At 63.2% G+C, this 19,304-nt stretch carries 19 protein-coding genes; 11 read left to right on the top strand and 8 right to left on the bottom strand.

The features are described 5' to 3' along the window. The first annotated feature begins 14 nt into the window (after positions 1-14). The 9 genes from polX to PCE31106_RS22200 all read left to right on the top strand — a co-directional run bounded on the left by polX (position 15) and on the right by PCE31106_RS22200 (position 8,549). Positions 15-1,805, top strand: a complete 1,791-nt coding sequence (gene polX, locus PCE31106_RS22240; protein WP_254441265.1) for a DNA polymerase/3'-5' exonuclease PolX — start codon at positions 15-17, stop codon at positions 1,803-1,805. Between the two features lie 173 nt (positions 1,806-1,978). Continuing rightward, positions 1,979-2,329: an ElaB/YgaM/YqjD family protein gene (locus PCE31106_RS22235; RefSeq protein ID WP_254441264.1), complete on the top strand. Its 351-nt coding sequence runs from the start codon at positions 1,979-1,981 to the stop codon at positions 2,327-2,329. Positions 2,330-2,342: 13 nt separating this feature from the next. Continuing rightward, entirely contained in the window at positions 2,343-2,720 is a 378-nt protein-coding gene (locus tag PCE31106_RS22230; RefSeq protein WP_150549863.1) for a TraR/DksA family transcriptional regulator, read from the top strand. After that, complete coding sequence (locus PCE31106_RS22225; RefSeq protein ID WP_150564698.1) at positions 2,717-3,526, top strand: polysaccharide deacetylase family protein; 810 nt, start codon at positions 2,717-2,719, stop codon at positions 3,524-3,526. The genes PCE31106_RS22230 and PCE31106_RS22225 overlap by 4 nt, the downstream gene beginning before the upstream one ends. Then, positions 3,519-4,787, top strand: coding sequence for a putative glycoside hydrolase (locus PCE31106_RS22220; protein ID WP_174975375.1), 1,269 nt, complete (start codon positions 3,519-3,521; stop codon positions 4,785-4,787). The genes PCE31106_RS22225 and PCE31106_RS22220 overlap by 8 nt, the downstream gene beginning before the upstream one ends. A 255-nt stretch (positions 4,788-5,042) precedes the next feature. Further along, on the top strand, positions 5,043-5,546 hold the full coding sequence (locus PCE31106_RS22215; RefSeq protein ID WP_174975373.1) for a BCAM0308 family protein: 504 nt from the start codon (positions 5,043-5,045) through the stop codon (positions 5,544-5,546). 15 nt (positions 5,547-5,561) lie between these two features. Continuing rightward, entirely contained in the window at positions 5,562-7,367 is a 1,806-nt protein-coding gene (locus PCE31106_RS22210; protein WP_150564696.1) for an adenosylcobalamin-dependent ribonucleoside-diphosphate reductase, read from the top strand. Positions 7,368-7,522: 155 nt separating this feature from the next. Continuing rightward, positions 7,523-8,176 (top strand): nitroreductase family protein, encoded by a 654-nt coding sequence (locus PCE31106_RS22205; RefSeq protein ID WP_150564695.1) that lies wholly within the window; start codon positions 7,523-7,525, stop codon positions 8,174-8,176. 166 nt (positions 8,177-8,342) lie between these two features. Then, positions 8,343-8,549 (top strand): dodecin family protein, encoded by a 207-nt coding sequence (locus PCE31106_RS22200; protein ID WP_150564694.1) that lies wholly within the window; start codon positions 8,343-8,345, stop codon positions 8,547-8,549. Between the two features lie 34 nt (positions 8,550-8,583). Here the strand turns inward: PCE31106_RS22200 and PCE31106_RS22195 are convergent, their stop codons facing one another. The 3 genes from PCE31106_RS22195 to ftsH all read right to left on the bottom strand — a co-directional run bounded on the left by PCE31106_RS22195 (position 8,584) and on the right by ftsH (position 13,229). Further along, positions 8,584-10,200, bottom strand: coding sequence for a methyl-accepting chemotaxis protein (locus tag PCE31106_RS22195; protein ID WP_150564718.1), 1,617 nt, complete (start codon positions 10,198-10,200; stop codon positions 8,584-8,586). Positions 10,201-10,504: 304 nt separating this feature from the next. Further along, on the bottom strand, positions 10,505-11,311 hold the full coding sequence (gene ppk2 / locus PCE31106_RS22190) for a polyphosphate kinase 2 (protein WP_150564693.1): 807 nt from the start codon (positions 11,309-11,311) through the stop codon (positions 10,505-10,507). After that, positions 11,283-13,229 (bottom strand): ATP-dependent zinc metalloprotease FtsH, encoded by a 1,947-nt coding sequence (gene ftsH, locus PCE31106_RS22185; RefSeq protein ID WP_150564692.1) that lies wholly within the window; start codon positions 13,227-13,229, stop codon positions 11,283-11,285. The genes ppk2 and ftsH overlap by 29 nt, the downstream gene beginning before the upstream one ends. A 223-nt stretch (positions 13,230-13,452) precedes the next feature. Here ftsH and PCE31106_RS22180 point away from each other — a divergent pair, with 223 nt between their 5' ends. Both PCE31106_RS22180 and PCE31106_RS22175 read left to right on the top strand, forming a co-directional pair. Further along, on the top strand, positions 13,453-14,298 hold the full coding sequence (locus tag PCE31106_RS22180; RefSeq protein ID WP_150564691.1) for a TPM domain-containing protein: 846 nt from the start codon (positions 13,453-13,455) through the stop codon (positions 14,296-14,298). Then, positions 14,292-14,798 (top strand): TPM domain-containing protein, encoded by a 507-nt coding sequence (locus tag PCE31106_RS22175; protein WP_217425923.1) that lies wholly within the window; start codon positions 14,292-14,294, stop codon positions 14,796-14,798. The genes PCE31106_RS22180 and PCE31106_RS22175 overlap by 7 nt, the downstream gene beginning before the upstream one ends. An 18-nt stretch (positions 14,799-14,816) precedes the next feature. On the opposite strand, the gene PCE31106_RS22170 is transcribed toward PCE31106_RS22175, so the two are convergent. The 5 genes from PCE31106_RS22170 to PCE31106_RS22150 form a co-directional block, all read right to left on the bottom strand. Next, complete coding sequence (locus PCE31106_RS22170) at positions 14,817-16,211, bottom strand: heavy metal sensor histidine kinase (protein ID WP_150564716.1); 1,395 nt, start codon at positions 16,209-16,211, stop codon at positions 14,817-14,819. A 2-nt stretch (positions 16,212-16,213) separates the two neighbouring features. Beyond that, on the bottom strand, positions 16,214-16,885 hold the full coding sequence (locus PCE31106_RS22165) for a heavy metal response regulator transcription factor (protein WP_150549854.1): 672 nt from the start codon (positions 16,883-16,885) through the stop codon (positions 16,214-16,216). A gap of 122 nt (positions 16,886-17,007) precedes the next feature. After that, entirely contained in the window at positions 17,008-17,931 is a 924-nt protein-coding gene (gene copD, locus PCE31106_RS22160; protein WP_150564690.1) for a copper homeostasis membrane protein CopD, read from the bottom strand. 5 nt (positions 17,932-17,936) lie between these two features. Further along, positions 17,937-18,323 (bottom strand): copper homeostasis periplasmic binding protein CopC, encoded by a 387-nt coding sequence (copC, locus tag PCE31106_RS22155; protein ID WP_150564689.1) that lies wholly within the window; start codon positions 18,321-18,323, stop codon positions 17,937-17,939. 73 nt (positions 18,324-18,396) lie between these two features. Continuing rightward, positions 18,397-19,287: a copper resistance protein B gene (locus PCE31106_RS22150; RefSeq protein ID WP_254441261.1), complete on the bottom strand. Its 891-nt coding sequence runs from the start codon at positions 19,285-19,287 to the stop codon at positions 18,397-18,399. Positions 19,288-19,304: the final 17 nt, after the last annotated feature.

Genomic DNA, 19,304 nt, shown 5'->3' with positions numbered 1-19,304 from the left:
GCCGGAGTCAAGGCGTGAGAGAACCCTCCGAAAAGCCTGAAATCATCGCGAAGGAAGCTACCGCCACCGTAGTACCGCGCGCGGGCGTGACCAACGACCGGATCGTTGCGATCTTTGACGAAATCGCCGACCTCCTCGACGTCGAAAACGCGAATCCGTTCAGGGTTCGGGCCTACCGAAATGCGGCCAGGTCGATCGGCGCGCTGGCCGAAGACGTCGGTGTCCTGCTGGCGCGCGGCATCGACCTCACTACACTGCCGGGCATCGGCGCCGATCTCGCGGGAAAGATGCGCGAGATCGCCGAGACCGGCGCAAGCGAACTGCTGACGCGCCTGCGCCGCGAAACGCCTGGACAGATTCAATCGCTGCTCAGTCTGCCGGGCCTGGGGCCGCGTCGTGTACACAGGCTGGAGCACGACCTGGACGTGCATACGATGGAGGATCTGGCCGCCGCAGCCCGTGAACACCGCATTGGTACGCTGCCCGGATTCGGACCGCGCACGGAACAGCGCCTGCTTGACGCCGTGCAGGCGCGGCTCGACCGGCACCGCCGCTTCAGCCTCGATATCGCGATGCGCGCCGTCGATCCCCTCATGGCGTATCTCCGCGAGACCGGCACCGCGCAGGCGATGGCGGTCGCGGGCAGCTACCGGCGGGGCAGGGATACGGTGGGGGACCTCGACATCGCTGTGGCGTCTGGCCGGCCTCAAGCCGTGATTCACGCGTTCCTTGCCTACGATCAGACGCGATCGGTGATCTCCGCCGGAAGCACGCGGGCAAGCACGGTGCTGATGAACGACATGCAGGTCGACCTAAGGGTGGTGGCCGCGTCGAGTTATGGCGCGGCGCTCGTTTATCTGACCGGTTCGAAGGCGCACAACGTGGCGCTTCGCAAGATGGCGCAGGCACGCGGGCTGAAACTGAACGAATATGGTGTGTTCCGGCAAGGGCGAAAAATCGCTGGCCGCGACGAGGCGTCGATCTACGAAGCGCTCGATCTGCCATGGATTGCGCCGGAGTTGCGAGAGGACACAGGGGAACTGGAGGCGGCGCGCGATGGCACCTTGCCGCGCCTTGTCGAAGCCCGCGAGATCCGGGGCGATCTTCACGTCCACACGAACGAAAGCGACGGTGTCGACAGCCTCGAAGCCATGGCCGTAGCGGCCGGCCGTCAAGGGCTTCAGTACCTGGCCATCACGGATCACTCGCCGCGTCTGGGCATCACGCATGGGCTGAGCGCCAGCCGTCTCGCCGCGCAGTCGGACGCTATTGACGCGCTGAATGCAAAGGGCGGATTGCCGGGGATTCTCAAGGGCGTCGAGGTCGATATCCTGGAAGACGGATCGCTCGATCTTCCCGACGCTGTGCTGGGGCGGCTCGACCTGGTCGTTGGCGCGGTTCACAGCCATTTCGATTTACCCACTGACAAGCAGACGGCGCGGCTGTTGCGGGCGATCGACCACCCGCACTTCAGTATCCTCGCACATCCCTTTGCTCGTTTGATCGGCGAGCGCGACGCTTGCCGGTTCGACGCCGCACGCGTTTTCCAGGCGCTTGCCGAGCGCGGTGCTTTCGTGGAAGCCAACGCACAGCCGCGCCGGCTGGACCTGTGGGACGCCGGCTGCCGGCTGGCGAAGTCGAGCGGTGTGCGGGTGAGCATTGCCTCGGACGCGCACCGCACGGCCGACTTCAACCATCTGGCGTTGGGCCTCATGCAGGCCAGACGCGGCTGGCTCGAGGCGGCCGACGTCCTCAACACCCGCCCGCTGTCCCGGCTGCGCACCATGCTCAAAAAGACGATGTAGGCGTGGCCGGCGGTCGTCTCCCCTGAACCCCAGACACGAAGATCACGCCGATTTGCGCCATGTCATGGCACGCCGTGCGCAGATGTCTATAGTGAACCTGGCCCGCGCCGACAACGGCGGCGCATTGTCGAATTCGATGGGAGCGAGAAATGAACGACATTCGGACTGAATTCATGAATCACCGTCAGACCTTGGTCAACGACGCCGAGGCCCTCCTTGCCGATATCAAGGCGTTGCTGCGTGATATTGCCGACGAAGCCAATCCGGCGTCCGATGAAGCGCGTCCCGCACTCACTGCCAGGCTTCAGCAACTGAGCTCACAGCTCGATACGCTGCGCAAAACGAGCCAGCAGCGCGTGTCGGGATGGGCGCGAACCACTGACCATTACGTGCACGACCATCCCTGGCAGAGCGTAGCGGCCGCGGCATCCATCGCCGCGCTGGCGGCCGTCGCGGGCGCGGTGGTGGCCCCCATGATCGCTCGAGGCCGGCGTACGCCGTCGGATGCCGACCTGCGCCTTTGATGGGAGACCAACGATGGAAAGCCTCAAAAACCCGGGACTTGGCGCGTTGGAGACGCTGATGGATACGGAGGAAAAGCGCATTCAAAGCGTGATGGCCACCACCGAATCGCCGCTCGGCGAACGCTCGGCATCGGAGCCCCACGACGACGCCGACCTCGCGAACGAGGAAGCCGCCGAACGCGTGCAAGATGCCATGCTCGATCGCTTTCGCCAACAACTCTCGGATATTGAAGCGGCACGCGATCGCATACGCCGTGGCGAGTACGGCATCTGCATCGATTGCCGCCAGAGTATTCCGTATGCCCGGCTGAAGGCGTATCCGACGGCGAAGCGATGTGCCGCTTGTCAGCATCGCCACGAGCAACATTTCGCGATCGATCACGCGAGGTGACCGGCGTGCGCAGGGGCGCTCGCCGCCGCGCGCTTGCCCTTCTGGCCGGCGGGCTGATGGGCTTGACGTGTGCTGGCATCACGAATGCCGCCCCCGCGCAACATGACGTCCTGATTCTCGTCTATCACCGCTTCGCGGAGCGCGTCACCGATTCGACCACGGTGCGCACGGAGACCTTCGAGTCGCAACTGCGCTTTTTCGAGGAGAACGGCTATCGGGTGGTACCGCTGGCCGACGTCATCGCCTGGCATGCTGGCAGGCGGGACAACCTGCCGCCGCGCGCACTCGTCCTGAGCGTGGACGATGGCCACCGGTCCGTCTACGAGGTGCTGTGGCCGATGTTGAAGGGGCGCTCGGTGCCCGTCACACTATTCGTTTACCCGTCGGCCATCTCCAATGCGTCGTATGCCATGACGTGGGATCAGTTGCGCGCGCTTGCGCAATCGGGGACTTTCGACATCGAGTCTCACACCGAATGGCATCCCGATTTCAAGACGGAGCGCGCGCGGCTGGCGCCTGCGGCTTACCGGCGCTTCGTGCACGATCAGCTTCGCCGTTCCCGCGGTCGGATCGAGGGCGAACTGCATCGGTCCGTTCGTCTACTGGCGTGGCCGTTTGGCATTTACGATACTGAATTAGAGGCCATGGCTCGCGACGAGAGCTACACGAATGGGTTCTCTCTCGATGCCAAACCCGTCACGCCGCAGTCGAATGCCATGGCGTTGCCGCGATACCTCATGACGCAGCACTGCGACATGACGTGCCTGCGCGGCATGTTGCGCAATGCACAAACGCATCATGATTAGCCGATGGATCGTCTGGAGCCTTTCGCTCCTGTGCCTGCAACCCGTGGCGCCGGCCACGGCAGACACCGTGGCAGCGACCGTCGTCGATGTCGCGACCCGCGAGCCGATTGCGGGCGCGACGCTCGTGAGCGGGGGCCGCGCCTGGATAAGCAACCGCGATGGCGAGCTCGTGCTTCCCGACACGGCGGCGGGGGCGCCGATGGCCGTCTCGGTGCGCGCGCCGGGGTATGCGAGAGTACAAGCCTCGCTTCGCGGGGGAGGTCGCACGACCGTTCCCATGACGCGCATCCGGCCCAAAGCCGTGTATCTCTCCGTGTACGGCATCGCGAGCCGTGTATTGCTCGATGCCGTGCTGACGTTGCCCGAACGTACCGCCATTAACGCGCTTGTCATCGATGTCAAAGGCGATCGCGGCATGACGCCGTATCGCAGTCCTGCGCGGGAAGGCATCGGTGCGCAGGCGCATGTGCCCGCGAACGCGCCACGGGTAAAAGATCTGCCGGCACTGGTGAAATCGCTGCATGATCGCGGCTTGTACCTTATTGCCCGCATCGTGGTATTCAAGGACGATCCTTTGGCGCGGGCCCATCCGGAGTGGGCGGTGCGCGATGCCGAGGGTAACGTGTGGCGTGACCGCGAACAGCTCCGATGGATCGATCCGACGATTTCCGCCGCATGGACGCACAATCTTGACGTCGCCGAGGAGGCGGCGCGCATGGGGTTCGACGAGATCCAATTCGACTACCTGAGATTCCCGGACGCGCCAGGGCTGCAATTTCACGAGACCAACACCGCCGAACACCGGGTCGGCGCCATCACCGGATTCCTGAGCGCCGCGCGCGAGCGCCTGCTGCGCTACAACGTCTACCTGTCGGTCGATATCTTCGGCTACGTCTGCTGGAACCTCAACGACACGGCGATTGGGCAGCAGCTCGAAACCCTCGGCGAACAGGTCGATTACGTGTCCCCCATGCTCTACCCGTCGGGATTCACCCGGGGACTCCCGGGATCCGATCCACCGATCGACCATCCGGGCGAGATCGTGTCGCGCTCTCTCGCGCAGGCGATGCGCCGCACCGGATTGCCCGGCGTGCGTTTCCGCCCCTGGCTGCAAGCGTTTCGGGACTACGCTTTCGATCGTCGCAATTTCGGCGCCGCCGAGATTCGTGCCCAAATCGATGCGGCCGACGCCGCGGGGACCGACGGGTGGATGTTGTGGAATCCGCGCAATCGATACGAGCCGACGACCTTGCCGCATTGAGGGCGCGGATCTCGCCGCGCTCGCCGATGGTCCATGGGAGAGGGGCCTCGGCGCTCGCATGACGAGGCGTCGCGAGAGATGCTGCGCCATTTGATCCAGGCCAAGTTGTCGCGCGCGCAACCGCTTACTGTATCTATATCTGGCGGGCGAGCATGGCGTGTCGCGTTGATGTCGACCGCTTGGCATCTCCCGGTGGCGTCTGTGGCGGACGCGCATTCGGCACGAGCCTGCGCCAGCGTTTCAAGGAGTCACACCATGAAAGTCAGAGCTAGGTCTGCCATGGTCCGGCCCACGAGTTGGGATCACTTTCCGGACAAGCATGTACCCGACAGTTACAAGCAACCTTCGGCCGCTCCCGCACTCGCGGCTTGCCCGATGTGTCACGCCGTCTACCTCCGCGGTCATTGGCAATGGCGCGCCGTGCCGCCCGACGCGGCCACCGTCACTTGCTCGGCCTGTCATCGCAGCGCCGACGGCGTGCCCGCAGCCCGTCTGGTACTGGACGGCACCTTCGAGGCTGCACATCGACAGGAAATTCTCGGTCTGGTGAATCATCGCGCGCAGCGGCTGCATCGAGAACATCCGATGGAGCGCGTGATGGCGATCACGTCGGGCGACGACGGTACGGCGATCACGACGACCGGCATGCATATTGCACGCGATATCGGCAGTGCGATTCACCATGCCTATGGCGGAAGCCTGGATCTCGACTACCGGCACGCCGAATCGGAACTGCACGTACGCTGGCACCGATCCTGACGCAGGCGCATCCCCATGCCGGTCATTCACGATTCGGCGTCGACGGTCTGCGATGCGGTGCTGGCGGATCGCTATCTTGCGCCGGGGGAGGCGACGCGCGACGATGTCTTCCGACGGGTAGCGCGTGCGCTGGCCGAGGCCGAGCCACCGGATCGACGTCGCGATGCGGCACGGCAGTTCTACGGCAACATGCTGCGGGGCGCGATCGGCGCGGGCCGGATCATGGCCAACGCGGGCACCGGCAAACACGCCACGATGGTGAACTGCTTCGTGCACCCGATCGTCGGTCCGGACGTGCCCGTGGCGCGTCAGACCGACATCGCGCGTGCGCTCGCGCAGGCCACGACGACCCTGCGCATGGGCGGTGGTGTCGGGTACGACTTCTCGTCAGTGGCGCCGGCCGACGCACTGGTGTGCGCGTCGGATCATGGCACGGGCGATGTTTGCGACGTTATCGATCGGTTCGATCTGGCTTGCCAATCGTTGGCCTTGACCGATACGCGCGGCGGCGCGCAGATGGCGGTGTTGCGCTGCGATCACCCCGATCTGGACGAATTCATCAATGCCAAGCGCGGACGCCGGCGCTGGGCGACATTGAATGTGTCGGTGGCGGCGACTGCCGAGTTCATGCACGCCGTTGCCCACGATACCGAGTGGCGGCTTCAGCATCGTGCGGCCCCCAATCGGCAACGACTGGCGGCGGGCGCGCATTTGCTCGATAACGGCAACTGGTGCTACGCCAGGGTCCCCGCACGGCAATTGTGGGCGCGGATCGTCGACGCGGCGCACGGAAGCGCCGAGCCGGGCTTGCTGTTCATCGACACGATCCGCGAATCCAATGACCTTGCCGACATCGAATCGATTGCCGCGACGAATCCATGCGGTGAACAGCCGCTCCCGGCGTGGGGGAGTTGCGTGCTCGGTCCGATCGATCTGTCGCGGCGAGTCAGGCATCCGTTCGGCGTGGGGGGAATGCCGGCGTTCGACTTTGCGGGGCTGGCACGGCTCGTCCATGTCCAGGTCAGAATGCTCGATAACGCCATCGACGTCACGCGATGGCCGTTGCCGGAGCATGGACACGAAGCTCGAAGCAAGCGAAGGATCGGCGTGGGCGTCACGGGGCTGGCCGATGCGCTGACGATGATGCGTGTGCGTTACGACGCGCCGCAGGGCAGGGACCTTGCCAGCGCCATCGGGCGATGCCTGCGCGACAACGCTTATGCGGCGTCGGCGGCATTGGCGCGCGAGCGCGGGGCGTATCCGCTGTTCGGCGGCGAGCGCATCCTGTCGACGGGATGCTTTGCGTCGGCGTTGCCGGATGCCGTGCGCGCCGATATTGCGCGTTATGGGCTGCGCAATAGCCATCTGCTGTCGATAGCCCCCACAGGCAGCGTCAGTCTGGCGTTCGGCGGAAACTGCTCAAGCGGTATCGAGCCGGCCTTCGCCTTGGCGTATCAGCGTCAGTTGCGCTTACGGCATCAGGCACCGCGCGCGTACCGTATCGAGAATCACGCCTACCGACGCTTCCGTGCCTTGTGTGGCGAGCAGGCGGCATTGCCGGACTACTTCGTCACGGCCAGTCAGGTGAGCGGCGACGATCACCTGCGCATGGTCGCGGCAATACAACCGTTCATCGATGCCGGCATCTCGAAGACGGTGCTGGTCCCCAGCGGGGTGTCGCGCGAGCGGGTCGGAGATCTGCTCTATCGTGCGTGGCAATTCGGACTCAAAGGCGTGACGATTTTCCGGCCTGAGCCGGGTGCGGACGAGGTGCTTTCGGTGTTGCCGGCGTCGGCAGGGCGCCCGGCATGCTTTTGCTGATCGACACTGACCGCGCGAATGGTGCGATCCGTGGCCCGGAGCCTGCTGCGGCTTCGCCCCTCGTTGACCCGTATCAAGGCCGACCGAGATCGGCTGCCTATGCTCGAAGCAGCCGGGCATGACCGCCCGCCATCGGTCTTTCGAGGGTTCCCACGATGAATGAGGCCAAGCTTCCTGCGTACGCCGTCGTGCGCAATGCATCTCCTGTTCCGCTCGCCAGTGAGTCGCTGCCGCTCATATCGCTGCCGCCGCCGAGTCTCGAAGGCGGCGCCAGCTTGATGATGTCGCTGGCACGTCGCAAGAGCGTGCGAGACTTTGCGCCGACCGCGCTTTCCCGCCAGCAACTCGGCGATCTGCTGTGGGCGGCGGACGGCGTCAATCGCGCCGATACCGGCGGGCGCACTGCGCCGTCGGCGCGCGGCGTGAACGAGATCGACGTGTACGTCGCCCTGCCCGAGGGCGTATATCGCTATGACCCGGCGTCGCACCAACTGCGCCTCAAGCATGCCGTCGATGCGCGCAATCTCACCGGCTACCAGGACTTTGTCGGTCGGGCGCCGCTTGATCTGGTGTACGTGGTCAATCACGCGCGCGCCGACGCGTTTCCTCAGTCACAACGGGATTCGTTCGCCGGCATCGCCGTCGGCGCGATTGCGCAGAACGTGTCGCTGTACTGTGCGTCAGCCGGACTGGCGTGCGTCGTGCGTGGCTGGTTGAATCATCGAATGCTGGCCAACGCCATGTCGCTCAACGAAGATGAGATACCGGTGCTGGCCCAGACGGTGGGCCATCCGATGGTGACGGGATAACGCGCGTGCGTGTCGCTGGCGTTGCTGGGCGGGGAAGCGGCGAGCGGATGCGTTTGACATCGGTCAACACGGCAGATGCACCAGCGACCATGCTTGGCTCATGGCAGTCGCGCACCTTGGCCGGGAGACATCCCACGAGCTGCCATGCACCTTTGCGAGAGCCGTCATGTCAAAAAATATCGTCAAAGTTATCGAAGTGCTCGCCGAATCCCCCAAGAGTTGGGAGGATGCCGCGGTGAAAGCCGTCGCCGCGGCCCAAAAGTCCCTTCGCGATGTCAAATCCATCTACATCGAGGACTTTTCGGCCGAGGTGGCCGACGGCAAGATCGTCAACTATCGAATCACCGCAAAGCTGAGTTTCAAACTCGAGTAGTGGCAGGGCGAGCTTGCCTGGACGACCTCCGGCCTCACGCTGCCAGCCTTTTTTCGCCGACCAGATAGGGGCGCTCGGTGATTCGCTGCGCTGCGGGTGCGGGTGCAGCCGCGATCTGGAACTCGGTTACCGCCTCTTGCAGGCGCGTTGCTTGCTCCTCCATGGACGAGGCGGCGGCGGCAGCCTCTTCGACCAGGGCGGCATTCTGTTGCGTTACCTCATCCATCTGCGTAACGGCACGGTTGACCTGTTCGATGCCCCGGCTTTGCTCGCTGGAGGCGGCGGAGATCTCGCCCATGATGTCGGTGACTCGCTTCACCGCCTGGACGATGTCCGTCATGGTCTGGCCCGCTTGCCCGACCAGCACCGAGCCTTCGCGCACTTGCTGAGCGGAACTCTCGATCAACGCCTTGATTTCCTTGGCGGCGGCAGCGCTGCGTTGGGCCAGGGTTCGGACTTCGCCGGCCACTACGGCGAAGCCGCGGCCTTGCTCGCCGGCGCGCGCCGCTTCCACTGCGGCGTTCAGCGCGAGAATGTTCGTCTGGAACGCGATACCGTCGATCACGCTGATGATATCGACGACCTTGCCGGAACTGTCTGAGATGCCGTGCATCGTGCCGACGACCTGGCCGACGACATTTCCGCCGCGCTCTGCGATTTCCGAGGCATTCACCGCCAGCGCGCTGGCCTGCCGCGCATTGTCGGCATTCTGCTTGACCGTGGCGGTGAGTTGCTCCATGGACGATGCCGTTTCCTCCAACGACGCCGCCTGTTCTTCGGTGCGCGCCGACAGATCGGTGTTGCCGGCGGCGATCTGGCGTGCGGCCGACGTGATCGATTCGGTACCGCCGCGAATACGGTCGACCGTGGACGAGAGGCTTTCCTGCATGGCGCGCATGGCGGCAAGCAGGCTGGTGGTGTCGCCCGGTTGCGTCTCAATCGTCATGGCGAGATCGCCCTGGGCGATGCGCCCGGCAATCTCGACGGCGTAGTGCGGCTCGCCGCCCAGGCTCTTCTTGATGTTGCGAATGATCAACAACATCGCCGCCGAGACAATGGCGCCGAGCACTACCAGCAGTCCGGCCCATTCGGCGAGAGAGCGGTAAAACGCGTCGTTGATGTCGTCGGTGTAGACTCCGCCGGTAATACACCAGTCCCACGGCGCGAAGTATCCGACACGGCTGATCTTGCCAACCGGCTTATCGTGACCAGGCTTCGGCCATTGGTAAGTGAAGTACCCCCCTCCGGCCCGGCCGACGTTGGAGATCTCCCGGAACACGTATTGGCCCGACGAATCTTTGAAGTCGGAGAGGTTCTTGCCATCCAATTCCGGCTTGATGGGATGCATCACCACATTCGCGTGGGTGTCGGAAATGGAGAGATAGCCACTGTCGCCAAAGCGCATGGCGCGCACTTCGGCGATCGCATCGCGCTGCGCTTCGGCTTTGGTGAGCGTGCCTTTTTCGGCAGCATCTGCATATCTTTTAATCACGCTGGTCGCGGAATCCACGACGTTCTTGAGGCCGAGTTCGCGCTCCGCGAACATGGTCTGACGCGTATTGATCGAGCCCCAGGCGCAAATGACCAGCAGGCTGATCCACATCAGGCCCAAGGCCAACAACAGTTTGGTGTTCAGGGTAAAACGGTGCACGACTACCTCCAGGACTGGCAGTGGGGGACAAGAGGTTGACTTTGGGAGCGCGGCATCGCGATGGCGCGCCACGAACGGCGGACGCTTTGCAAGTCAGTTGGCCGACACTTTATCGACAGGTGACCCAAACGTCTGCGGGTGTTTTCGCTCATAGACTGAATTGCCGGGGGCGCGGACGCCCACGTCGATCAGAGCACGTTGCTATTCCGCCACGGCGAGCGTTTGGAGCGGGCGGAAGATGATCCACGCGGGTAATGCCGATCTTCACCGCATCGCATGGCGTGCGTTCGTCACTGGCGCCGCATTACTTCGCGATCGCGCCGCTCAGCAGATGCTCCTCGGCATAAGGAAACACGATGTCCGGATTCGGACGAATCAGCTTCGTGTCCTTGCCGGCGTAGTGCATGCGCGCGAGCAGGTCCTTGATGACATTGAGGCGCGCGAGCCGCTTGTCGTCGGCCCTGACCACATTCCACGGCACCCCGTCGTTCGTACGGGAAAACATCTCGTTTCTCGCCTTGCTGTACTTCTTCCACAGCGCTACCGCTTGTTCATCGATGGGACTGACCTTCCACTGCTTGAGGGGGTCCCGACGCCGCGACGCAATGCGCCGTTGCTGTTCGTCCTTGGTGATGTCGAGGTAATACTTGATAAGGCGTATTCCCGAGCGCACCAGCATGCCTTCAAAGGCCCCGACGCTCGACATGAATTCTTCATGCTCCGTCTTGGTGCAAAACCCCATGACGTGCTCGACGCCTGCGCGGTTGTACCAACTGCGATTGAACAGCGTGAATTCGCCAGGGGCGGGAAGTTCGGCAACGTACCGCTGGAAGTACCACGAGCCACGTTCGCGGTCGGAGGGCTTTCCAAGCGCGACCACGCTTGTCTCCCGAGGGCTCAGATGTTCGACGATCCGTTTGATGGTGCCGTCCTTCCCGGAGGCGTCCCGGCCTTCAAAGATCACCAGGATTCTTTCGTTTACATGACTGAGGAAGTGCCGCTGCAGCTTGACCAGTTCAATTTGCAGCAAACGCAGTTCCCGCTCGTAGTCGTCCGCCGTGACGGAACTGACTTCCGTCTCGTCAGGATGATCGTGTGTCTTCGTCTTCATGCGGTTGCCCTGATTCGCGCTGCACTGACACCACGGGCACTGTCGGCCTCGTGGGCGATAGCTGAGTCACCTTCTCGGACAGCAGGAGCTCAAGCTCGCTGCGGCCTACCACTTCCTGGACAAGGAGGCGTTTAGCCAACGCGTCGAGCTTGGGGCGACAGGCCTGAAGCGTTTGTCGCACCCGCGCGCTGGACTGCGCCAGAATCGTCCGAACCTCAGAGTCGATCAGTCGCGCGGTTTCCTCGCTGCACGACCTGCGCTCATGCGGCACCATGCCGATGCCGTTGAAGAGCGGATTCGGCATGTCCTCGTAAGTGGCCAGCCCAAGCGGCTCGCTCATGCCGAACTGCGTAATCATCTGGCGCGCAATATCCGTCGCGCGCTGCAGATCGTTCTGGGCCCCGGTGGACACGTCGCCGAAAACAATCTGTTCAGCCACGCGTCCGCCGAGCAGTACATCGAGCCGGTCGAGCAGTTCACTTTGCTTGAGCAGATAGCGATCCTCAGTCGGTGTCTGCTGGGTATAGCCGAGCGCCGACACGCCACGTGGAATGATGGACACCTTCGACACGCGGTCGGCATGGGGACGCATTTCCGCCACAATGGCGTGACCGGCTTCGTGGTAGGCGATGGTCTCCTTCTCCTGTGGATTCATCACGCGATTCTTCTTTTCCAGGCCACCGACGATGCGGTCCAGCGCATCGTCGAAGTCGACCATTTCCACGGCATCCTTGCCCTTGCGCGCGGCCAGCAGCGCGGCCTCGTTGACGAGGTTGGCGAGTTCGGCGCCAGCGAAGCCGGGCGTACGCGCCGCGAGCACGGTCAACTCGACGGTGGGGGCGAGGACGACGTGCCTGACGTGAACCTTGAGAATTTGCTCGCGGCCTTTGAGGTCGGGGCGGTCCAGCGCGACATGGCGGTCAAAGCGCCCGGGGCGCAACAGCGCCGGGTCCAGAATCTCAGGCCGGTTGGTTGCAGCCATGATGATGACGCCCTTGTTGGTATCGAAGCCATCCATCTCGACCAACAACTGGTTCAGCGTCTGCTCGCGTTCGTCGTTGCCGGTAAAGGTGCCCAGGGCACGGGTCTTGCCGAGCGCGTCGAGTTCATCGATGAAGATGATGCAGGGGGCCTTGGTCTCGGCCTGATTGAAGAGGTCACGAACGCGCGCCGCCCCGACGCCGACAAACATCTCCACGAACTCCGAGCCACTGATGCTGAAGAACGGGACAGCCGCCTCGCCCGCGACCGCCTTGGCCAGAAGTGTCTTGCCGGTGCCGGGGGCGCCAAGCAGCAACACCCCCTTGGGAATCTTGCCTCCCAGGCGCCGGTAGCGGTCGGGATCTTTCAGGAAGTTGACGATTTCGGCGAGTTCTTCCTTCGCTTCGTCGATGCCGGCGACATCGGCGAAAGTCACGCCCGTCTCCTGCTGCATGTAGACCTTGGCCTTGCTCTTTCCGATCTCCATCACGCCCCCCGCGGCGCCGCCGACGCGCTTGATGAGGAAGGTCCAGAAGGCAAAGAACAGCGCAGCGGGGACAATCCAGGACAGCACTGCGCCGATCCACTTGTTGTCGGCCTGCCCGACGAAGCGCACCTTTGCCGCTTCGAGTTCCTGGACCAAGGCGGGGTCATTGACGCGGATCGTCGAAAAGGCATGCTCGCCCTTTCCCTGACGCTGCATCGCGTCAGCCTGGGGTTTGGGGAGAAGATTCTCGATGCCATCGGCATTTAGCGTCCCCGTGATGGCGCCTTCGCCGAGCGTAATGTTATTGAGCTTGCCCGCCTTCAATAGCACCTTGAAATCGCTGTACGGCAGCGTCTCGACGTCCGAAGGGGTAATGACGCTCTGAAGGATCAGCATCGCCGTGACGGCCGCGAGCACGTACCAAAGGGAAAACTGTTGGCGTGTTTCCATGGGATCCTTCTATCTTGCGGTCACATTCATCATAGGCAGTGCGCCAAGCGCACCGCTTGACGGAGGTCAAGCCCCGATCTCGCCTGTCGCGGCGCATGTCGCATGGGGTGGCTCGCCCGAGGCGCTCGCCATCTCCGTCATGGCGATGCCGACGTTTGACACGCGTCAATGTGAGAGGGTGGGGAGCGGCGATAGTGAATAGGTTCGTCCCCGGGAGGTCAACGTGAAATGGCTTCTGGCCGTCAAAGGCTTGTTTCCGGCGCTGCTGCTTTGCCTGTTCCTTGGGGCAAGCGCCGAGGTTGCCATTCCCCCATTGACCGCCCGAGTCACCGACCTGACCGGCACATTGACCCGCGAACAGACGGCCGCCCTGGAGGAAAAGCTGCAAGCTTTCGAGGCCGCAAAGGGCAGTCAGATCGGGGTGTTGATGGTACCGACCACGCAATCCGAAGACATTGCGCAGTACTCCATCCGCGTCGTCGAACAATGGAAGCTCGGGCGCAACGGCACGGATGACGGTGTACTGCTGATTGTCGCCAAGGATGACCGGCGAGTGCGCATCGAGGTCGGCTACGGTCTCGAGGGCGTGCTCACCGACGCCATCAGCAACCGGATCATCAACGAGGACATCGTTCCACGTTTCGAGCAAGCTGACTTCTATGGCGGCGTGAGTGCTGGCGTCGAACGGATCATGAGTGTTGTCATCGGCGAGCCGCTACCGCCGCCGAAGCGCGCCAGCGATGAGGGAAGCGGCTCGGCGCGCTCCCTCCTGCCTGTAATGCTTGTGCTGACGCTCGTCCTGGGTGGCGTGCTTCGGTCGATCCTCGGTCGGGGTCCCGGCGCCGTCGCCACGGGGGGTATTGTCGGCGTCATCGGCTGGATTCTGTCCGGCACCGTCGTCCTGGGTGTGCTCGCTGGCGCGATCGCACTTCTCTTTACGATGTTTGGCGGCTCCCATCTCGGTTTCAGGGGGATCGGCGGCATGGGCGGCTTCGGCGGGTCAGGGCGAGGCGGCTTCGGTGGCGGCGGCGGTGGATTCGGCGGCGGCGGCGCCTCGGGGAAATGGTGATGCCAAACTTTCGGCGCATGGGGCGACACCTGCTGATGACGCACTGGAAAGTCGGACAAACCTTCCCGCGCAAGGCGCTGCAGGAGATCGAGCGGGCCATCTCGGCGGGCGAAGCCAGCCATATCGGTCAACTCTGCTTCGTCGTGGAGGGGGCGCTGAGCTGGGCCGGATTGCTCAAGGGGCTCACCGCCCGCGAACGTGCCATCGAAGTGTTCTCCCAGCAGCGCCTATGGGATACCGAACACAACACTGGCGTTCTGATTTACCTGCTACTGGCGGACCGCAGCGTGGAGATCGTGGCGGATCGCGGCATCCATCAAAAAGTCGGGGCGCGAGAATGGAGCGCCGTGTGCCGGCAGATGGAAGCCGCTTTTCGGAAAGGCGAATACGAAGCCGGTGTCATCGCCGGCGTCGAGTCCATTGATCAGCATCTGCGGCAACACTTCCCGGCACAAGGCGTCGGCAAGAACGAGCTGAGCGACAAGCCCGTGGTCTTGTAACAGGGTGAGGGAGCGGCGCTATGCGCTCGGTTGGCGCGGAAATAGCAAGATGAAGGTGGTTTTGCCCTCCGAGCTCACGACATCGACCTTGCCGCGGTGAAGTTCCACGATGGATTTGACGATCGCCAGGCCGAGCCCCGTGTTTTTCGCAGATCCGTGGCGAGACGGATCGACGCGATAGAAGCGCTCGAAGATTTTCTCGATATGCTCGGGGGCAATACACTCCCCGTGGTTCGTCACGCTGACGATGGTCTGGCGCGTGGATTCACGTGCACAAAGCGTAATCGCGGTGCCGGCAGCGGCATGCGTCAGCGCGTTTGACACAAGGTTGCTCACGGCACGGCGAAACATGCCCGCGTCCGCCCAGATGCGGGCGTCTGCCTCGACCGCGATGTCCACGCCAGCCTCCTCCGCCAACCCCTGAAAGTAAGACGCGAGCCTGCGCAGTTCGCTTTGCGCATCGAGCATGCCGAGCGCCAAGTGCTGTGTGGCATTGTCGGTGCGAGCGAGGAACAGCATATTCTCGGTCATGCGTTGGAGCCGCTCGCATTCTTCGATGTTGGAGTCGATCAGCGCCTCATATTCTTCGATCGTGCGCGTGCGCGATAACGTGATTTGCGACGAGCTGATGACGTTGGCAAGTGGCGTGCGCATGTCGTGCGCGAGATCGGACGAGAATTGCGAAAGTCTCACAAACGCACGTTCCAGCCGGTCCAGCATCCGATTGACGGAAAGTGCGATGTCCTGAAGTTCCAGCGGTGCGCCCCGAATGTCGAGTCGCTCGCCAAGGTTATGCGCTTCGATACGAGAGGTCTGGCGACCGATGCTCCTGATCGGCCGGAACCCGCGTCTGGTAACGGCATACCCCAATATGCCGACCAGCACCGCCCCTGCGGCCATCGCGAGAAGTACGTCAATGCGGTATCTGTCGAGGAGCGATCGGCGATCGGACGCGGTGCGCACGAGCGAGACGCGAACCGTGTCGCCCCCTGGCAACACCTCCTGCCCGGAGATACATCGCGACAGGCCGATCCCGGCGGGCTCGCACGTATAGGCCACGCCAAACGCGTGGTGCGACGTCGCAATCGGCAACAGGTCCACCGCCTCCGCGTCCGAGTGTTCCACCAGCGGCATGTTCGTCTCGTCAAAGATGCCGAGATAAACCCCGGGGTGGGACAGCAGCACCTCGTGGAAGAGCGTGGGATTAGACCGTATCGCCGCCGTCGAACCCTGATCGCGAATGAGCTGGAGGAACTGGTTCAGCTTGCCGGTAATTTCGATGTCGTCGCGCCGCTGCAGCTCCGTTGCCAACGAATCATAGAGGAACGTGCCCACCAGGGCGAATACGGTAATGGCGACCGTCGAAAACGCCACCGTGAGACGACGCAGCAGGGAGTAGGGCCTGCCGTCCACGCTCACGAACGATCCTCGAGTACGTAGCCCATACCACGAACCGTGTGCAGCAGCTTGTTCTCGAATGTGCTGTCGATCTTGGCTCGCAGCCGCTTGACGGCGACATCAACGACGTTCGTGTCGCTGTCGAAGTTCATGTCCCATATCTGCGAGGTGATGAACGTTCGCGTCAGAACCTCGCCCTGGCGCTCAGCGAGCAACTGGAGCAGAGAGAATTCCTGCGCCGTGAGCTCGACCCGCAACTGCCCCCTGCGGACACGGCGCTTGATAAGGTCGATCTCCAGATCTGCAATGAGCAGTGTGTCTCGCACGCTACGCGGAGCACGTCTCAGGAGCGATCGGATCCGCGCCAGGAATTCGGCATAGGCGAACGGCTTCGATAGGTAGTCGTCGGCGCCCAGCTCCAGACCGGTCACCTTGTCATCCACGGTGTCTCGCGCGGTCAGCAGAAGCACTGGCGTGGGCTTTTGCATCCGCAGGCGCTTGAGCACTTCGAAGCCATCCAGTTCGGGGAGCATGACGTCAAGGACGATCAGATCGAAATCTTCGTGCAGCGCAAGGAACAGGGCGTCTTTGCCGTTGTTCGCTGTGTCGACCGTATAGCTTGCCTCCGTCAGGCCTTTCCTGAGGTAGGTGGCCATTTTGGGCTCGTCTTCGACTATAAGTATGCGCATATAAGAAATGGGCGGACACGCGGCCGATCCCGCACGGGCAGTGGGTGCGCGTCAGCCGCAAGCGAGGCATTATCCCATGTCGGGCTTGGGCATCGGGCGCCCATGCCTGACCTTCGTCCCGTTCATTCGGGGCTCAACGTGCCGAGCGCCGCGACCACGGCGAGAATTGCTGTGGCCGCGTTGGCTTCGATAAAGAGACTTCGGCGCAGAGCGTATATCGCCCCCTGGTAATCCCCGCTTTGTACCCGGATCTCGAGCAAAGGCGCCAGATGGTAGCGATTCGCGGCCGCGAGGCCAAGCATCAGGCCAAAGAGCGCCAGCTTCACGACGAGCAACTGTCCATAGGAGGTGGTGAACAGACCACTCAACGTGGGACCGACGATCATGCCGTAGTTGACCAGTCCGGTGGCGACGAGCGTCACGACGATCATGGCGCCGACGACCGCAAAACTATTCAGCGTTCGGCTCAACAGCGCGATGCGCGCTTTCGGCGTGGCATGATTGACGCGCAGTAGCAGCCCAAAGGCCGTCAATGCGCCTACCCATCCGGCGGCGGCAACGAGGTGGAAAACGTCGGACGTGAGGTGGAGGACGCCTTTGTCTCCCTCGTCCATCACCCCGTGGCCACCCCAGGCAAGCGTAATCAGCGCAATCCCACCCGAGACAGTCGCCACAGCAAGCGCGGTCGTAGGGCGGCGTGCCAGGGCGAGCAAGGCAGCAAGACATGCCCCCAGGGCGGCGACGCGAACCAGCCACGCCGCCCCGAAGGCCGTACCGGAAATCAGCATCGACATCGCGTGCGCCCCGATCGAGGTGTAATCGGACGCCCCGGTCATGGCTTTGCCCATCACGATCATGCCGCCAACAGACAACGCAACGCCGATGGCAACCAGCGTCGCGAGCAGCGCGCGCAGCGGCCTCACGAAATACGGGGAATGTCGTTCATGGCGCCGCAATGCGTAAAGGCCGAAGAGCGGCAATCCAAAAAGCAGCATGAGATCCAGGTAGAGCGCGAACCGGACCGCGATGTTGACCCAACCATCCATGCCAATCACTTCACCGTGAACATGAGCTTCCCGGTCACCGGATGCGTGTCGGAAGAAATGGCGCGCCAATCGACGCGATAGGTGCCGGCCGGCAGGGGTTGCGACGGCGCGATGACCATGACCTTGGGATCGTCGCTGCCCGACACCTTCGCGGCAACGCGCATCGGCGCATGGCTGGACATGCCAGGCATGCCCGTCATGACGAGCGCCGCGCCGGAAAATTGAGTCATCAGGTTCTCGGAAAAATGCAGCTCGATCTTTTCGGGGGAAGCGCCTTCGGCGTTGTCGTGCGGCGTCGAGGACAACAGCTTGGGATGCGCATAGGCGACCGAGGCAAGGGCCGCCGTGGTGGCGATCACCACGAGACGAGAGGCAACGTGTCGAAGATTCATCGGTAACTCCGCGGGTAATTGGGGGGACAAAAAGGGGAACGAACGTCGTGCGTCGAGTGCACGAACATCGACATCAGAACCAGGCGCGAACGCCAGCGACAAAGGACACTTCGCTGCGTCGCTGGCCCTCTTGTTCTGCGAAACGCGCCGTATTTCCGTAGCTTCGGTCCCAGTTCACGCCGATATAAGGGGCGAACTGGCGATCGAGTTCATATCGCAGGCGCAAGCCGAGCGAGGTGGACGACAGGCCCGCACCGATGCCCCGGCTCGCATCGTTCCTGCCGTAGATATTGATTTCCGCAGTCGGCTGAAGCACCAGGCGGTTGGTAATCAGCAACTCGTACTTGCCCTCCAGCCTGGCGGCGGTCTGTCCGGCCTGCCCGACATAGGCGGTTGCCTCCACGTCGAAGTTGTACAGCGCGAGTCCCTGCAGGCCTAACGCGGCCCACGTCTGGGACCGTCCCGGCTTGAAGTCGTGGCGAACGCCACCGACCACATCCCACCATGGACTGATCGCATGGCCCCAAAGCGCCTGAACCTCCGCGTCCTCCAATCCGTGTTCCGTCCGCTTGCCTTCGGAACGGATCCATAAGCGGTCGATATCGCCGCCCACCCAGGCTGTCCCTTCCCAATTCAACGCGTTGCCGCCGCCGGCGTGTTGCCACTCCAGTTTGTCGAACAGCACCAGGTAGTTGATCTGCGCGTCGCCCATATCGTGCATGTGCCCGCCATGGAATACGGCGTTGCGATCCGCGTCCGTGAGCGGCGGCACCGGAGATGCCGTTGAGGTCGGTGCGACGGGTTGCATGGGTTGCATCTCCACGTCGCCCGATGCGGCCTGATCGTGCATGTGCGCCTGGGAGACCGCCGTCTGCGCAAGGGCAGGAACGGCATGTCCGAAGGCGGTTGCGACGCCTATGGCGAAAGCCGTTCGCTTGAGCGTCAGCGGGATCGTCGATGACATTCGTCTATTCGCTCGCA

Origin of the sequence: Pandoraea cepalis, assembly GCF_902459665.1 — a bacterium.
Taxonomy (GTDB): Bacteria; Pseudomonadota; Gammaproteobacteria; order Burkholderiales; family Burkholderiaceae; genus Pandoraea; species Pandoraea cepalis.
The sequence above is the reverse complement of the archived record's forward strand: the minus strand, read 5'-3'. Positions and strand labels throughout refer to the sequence as shown.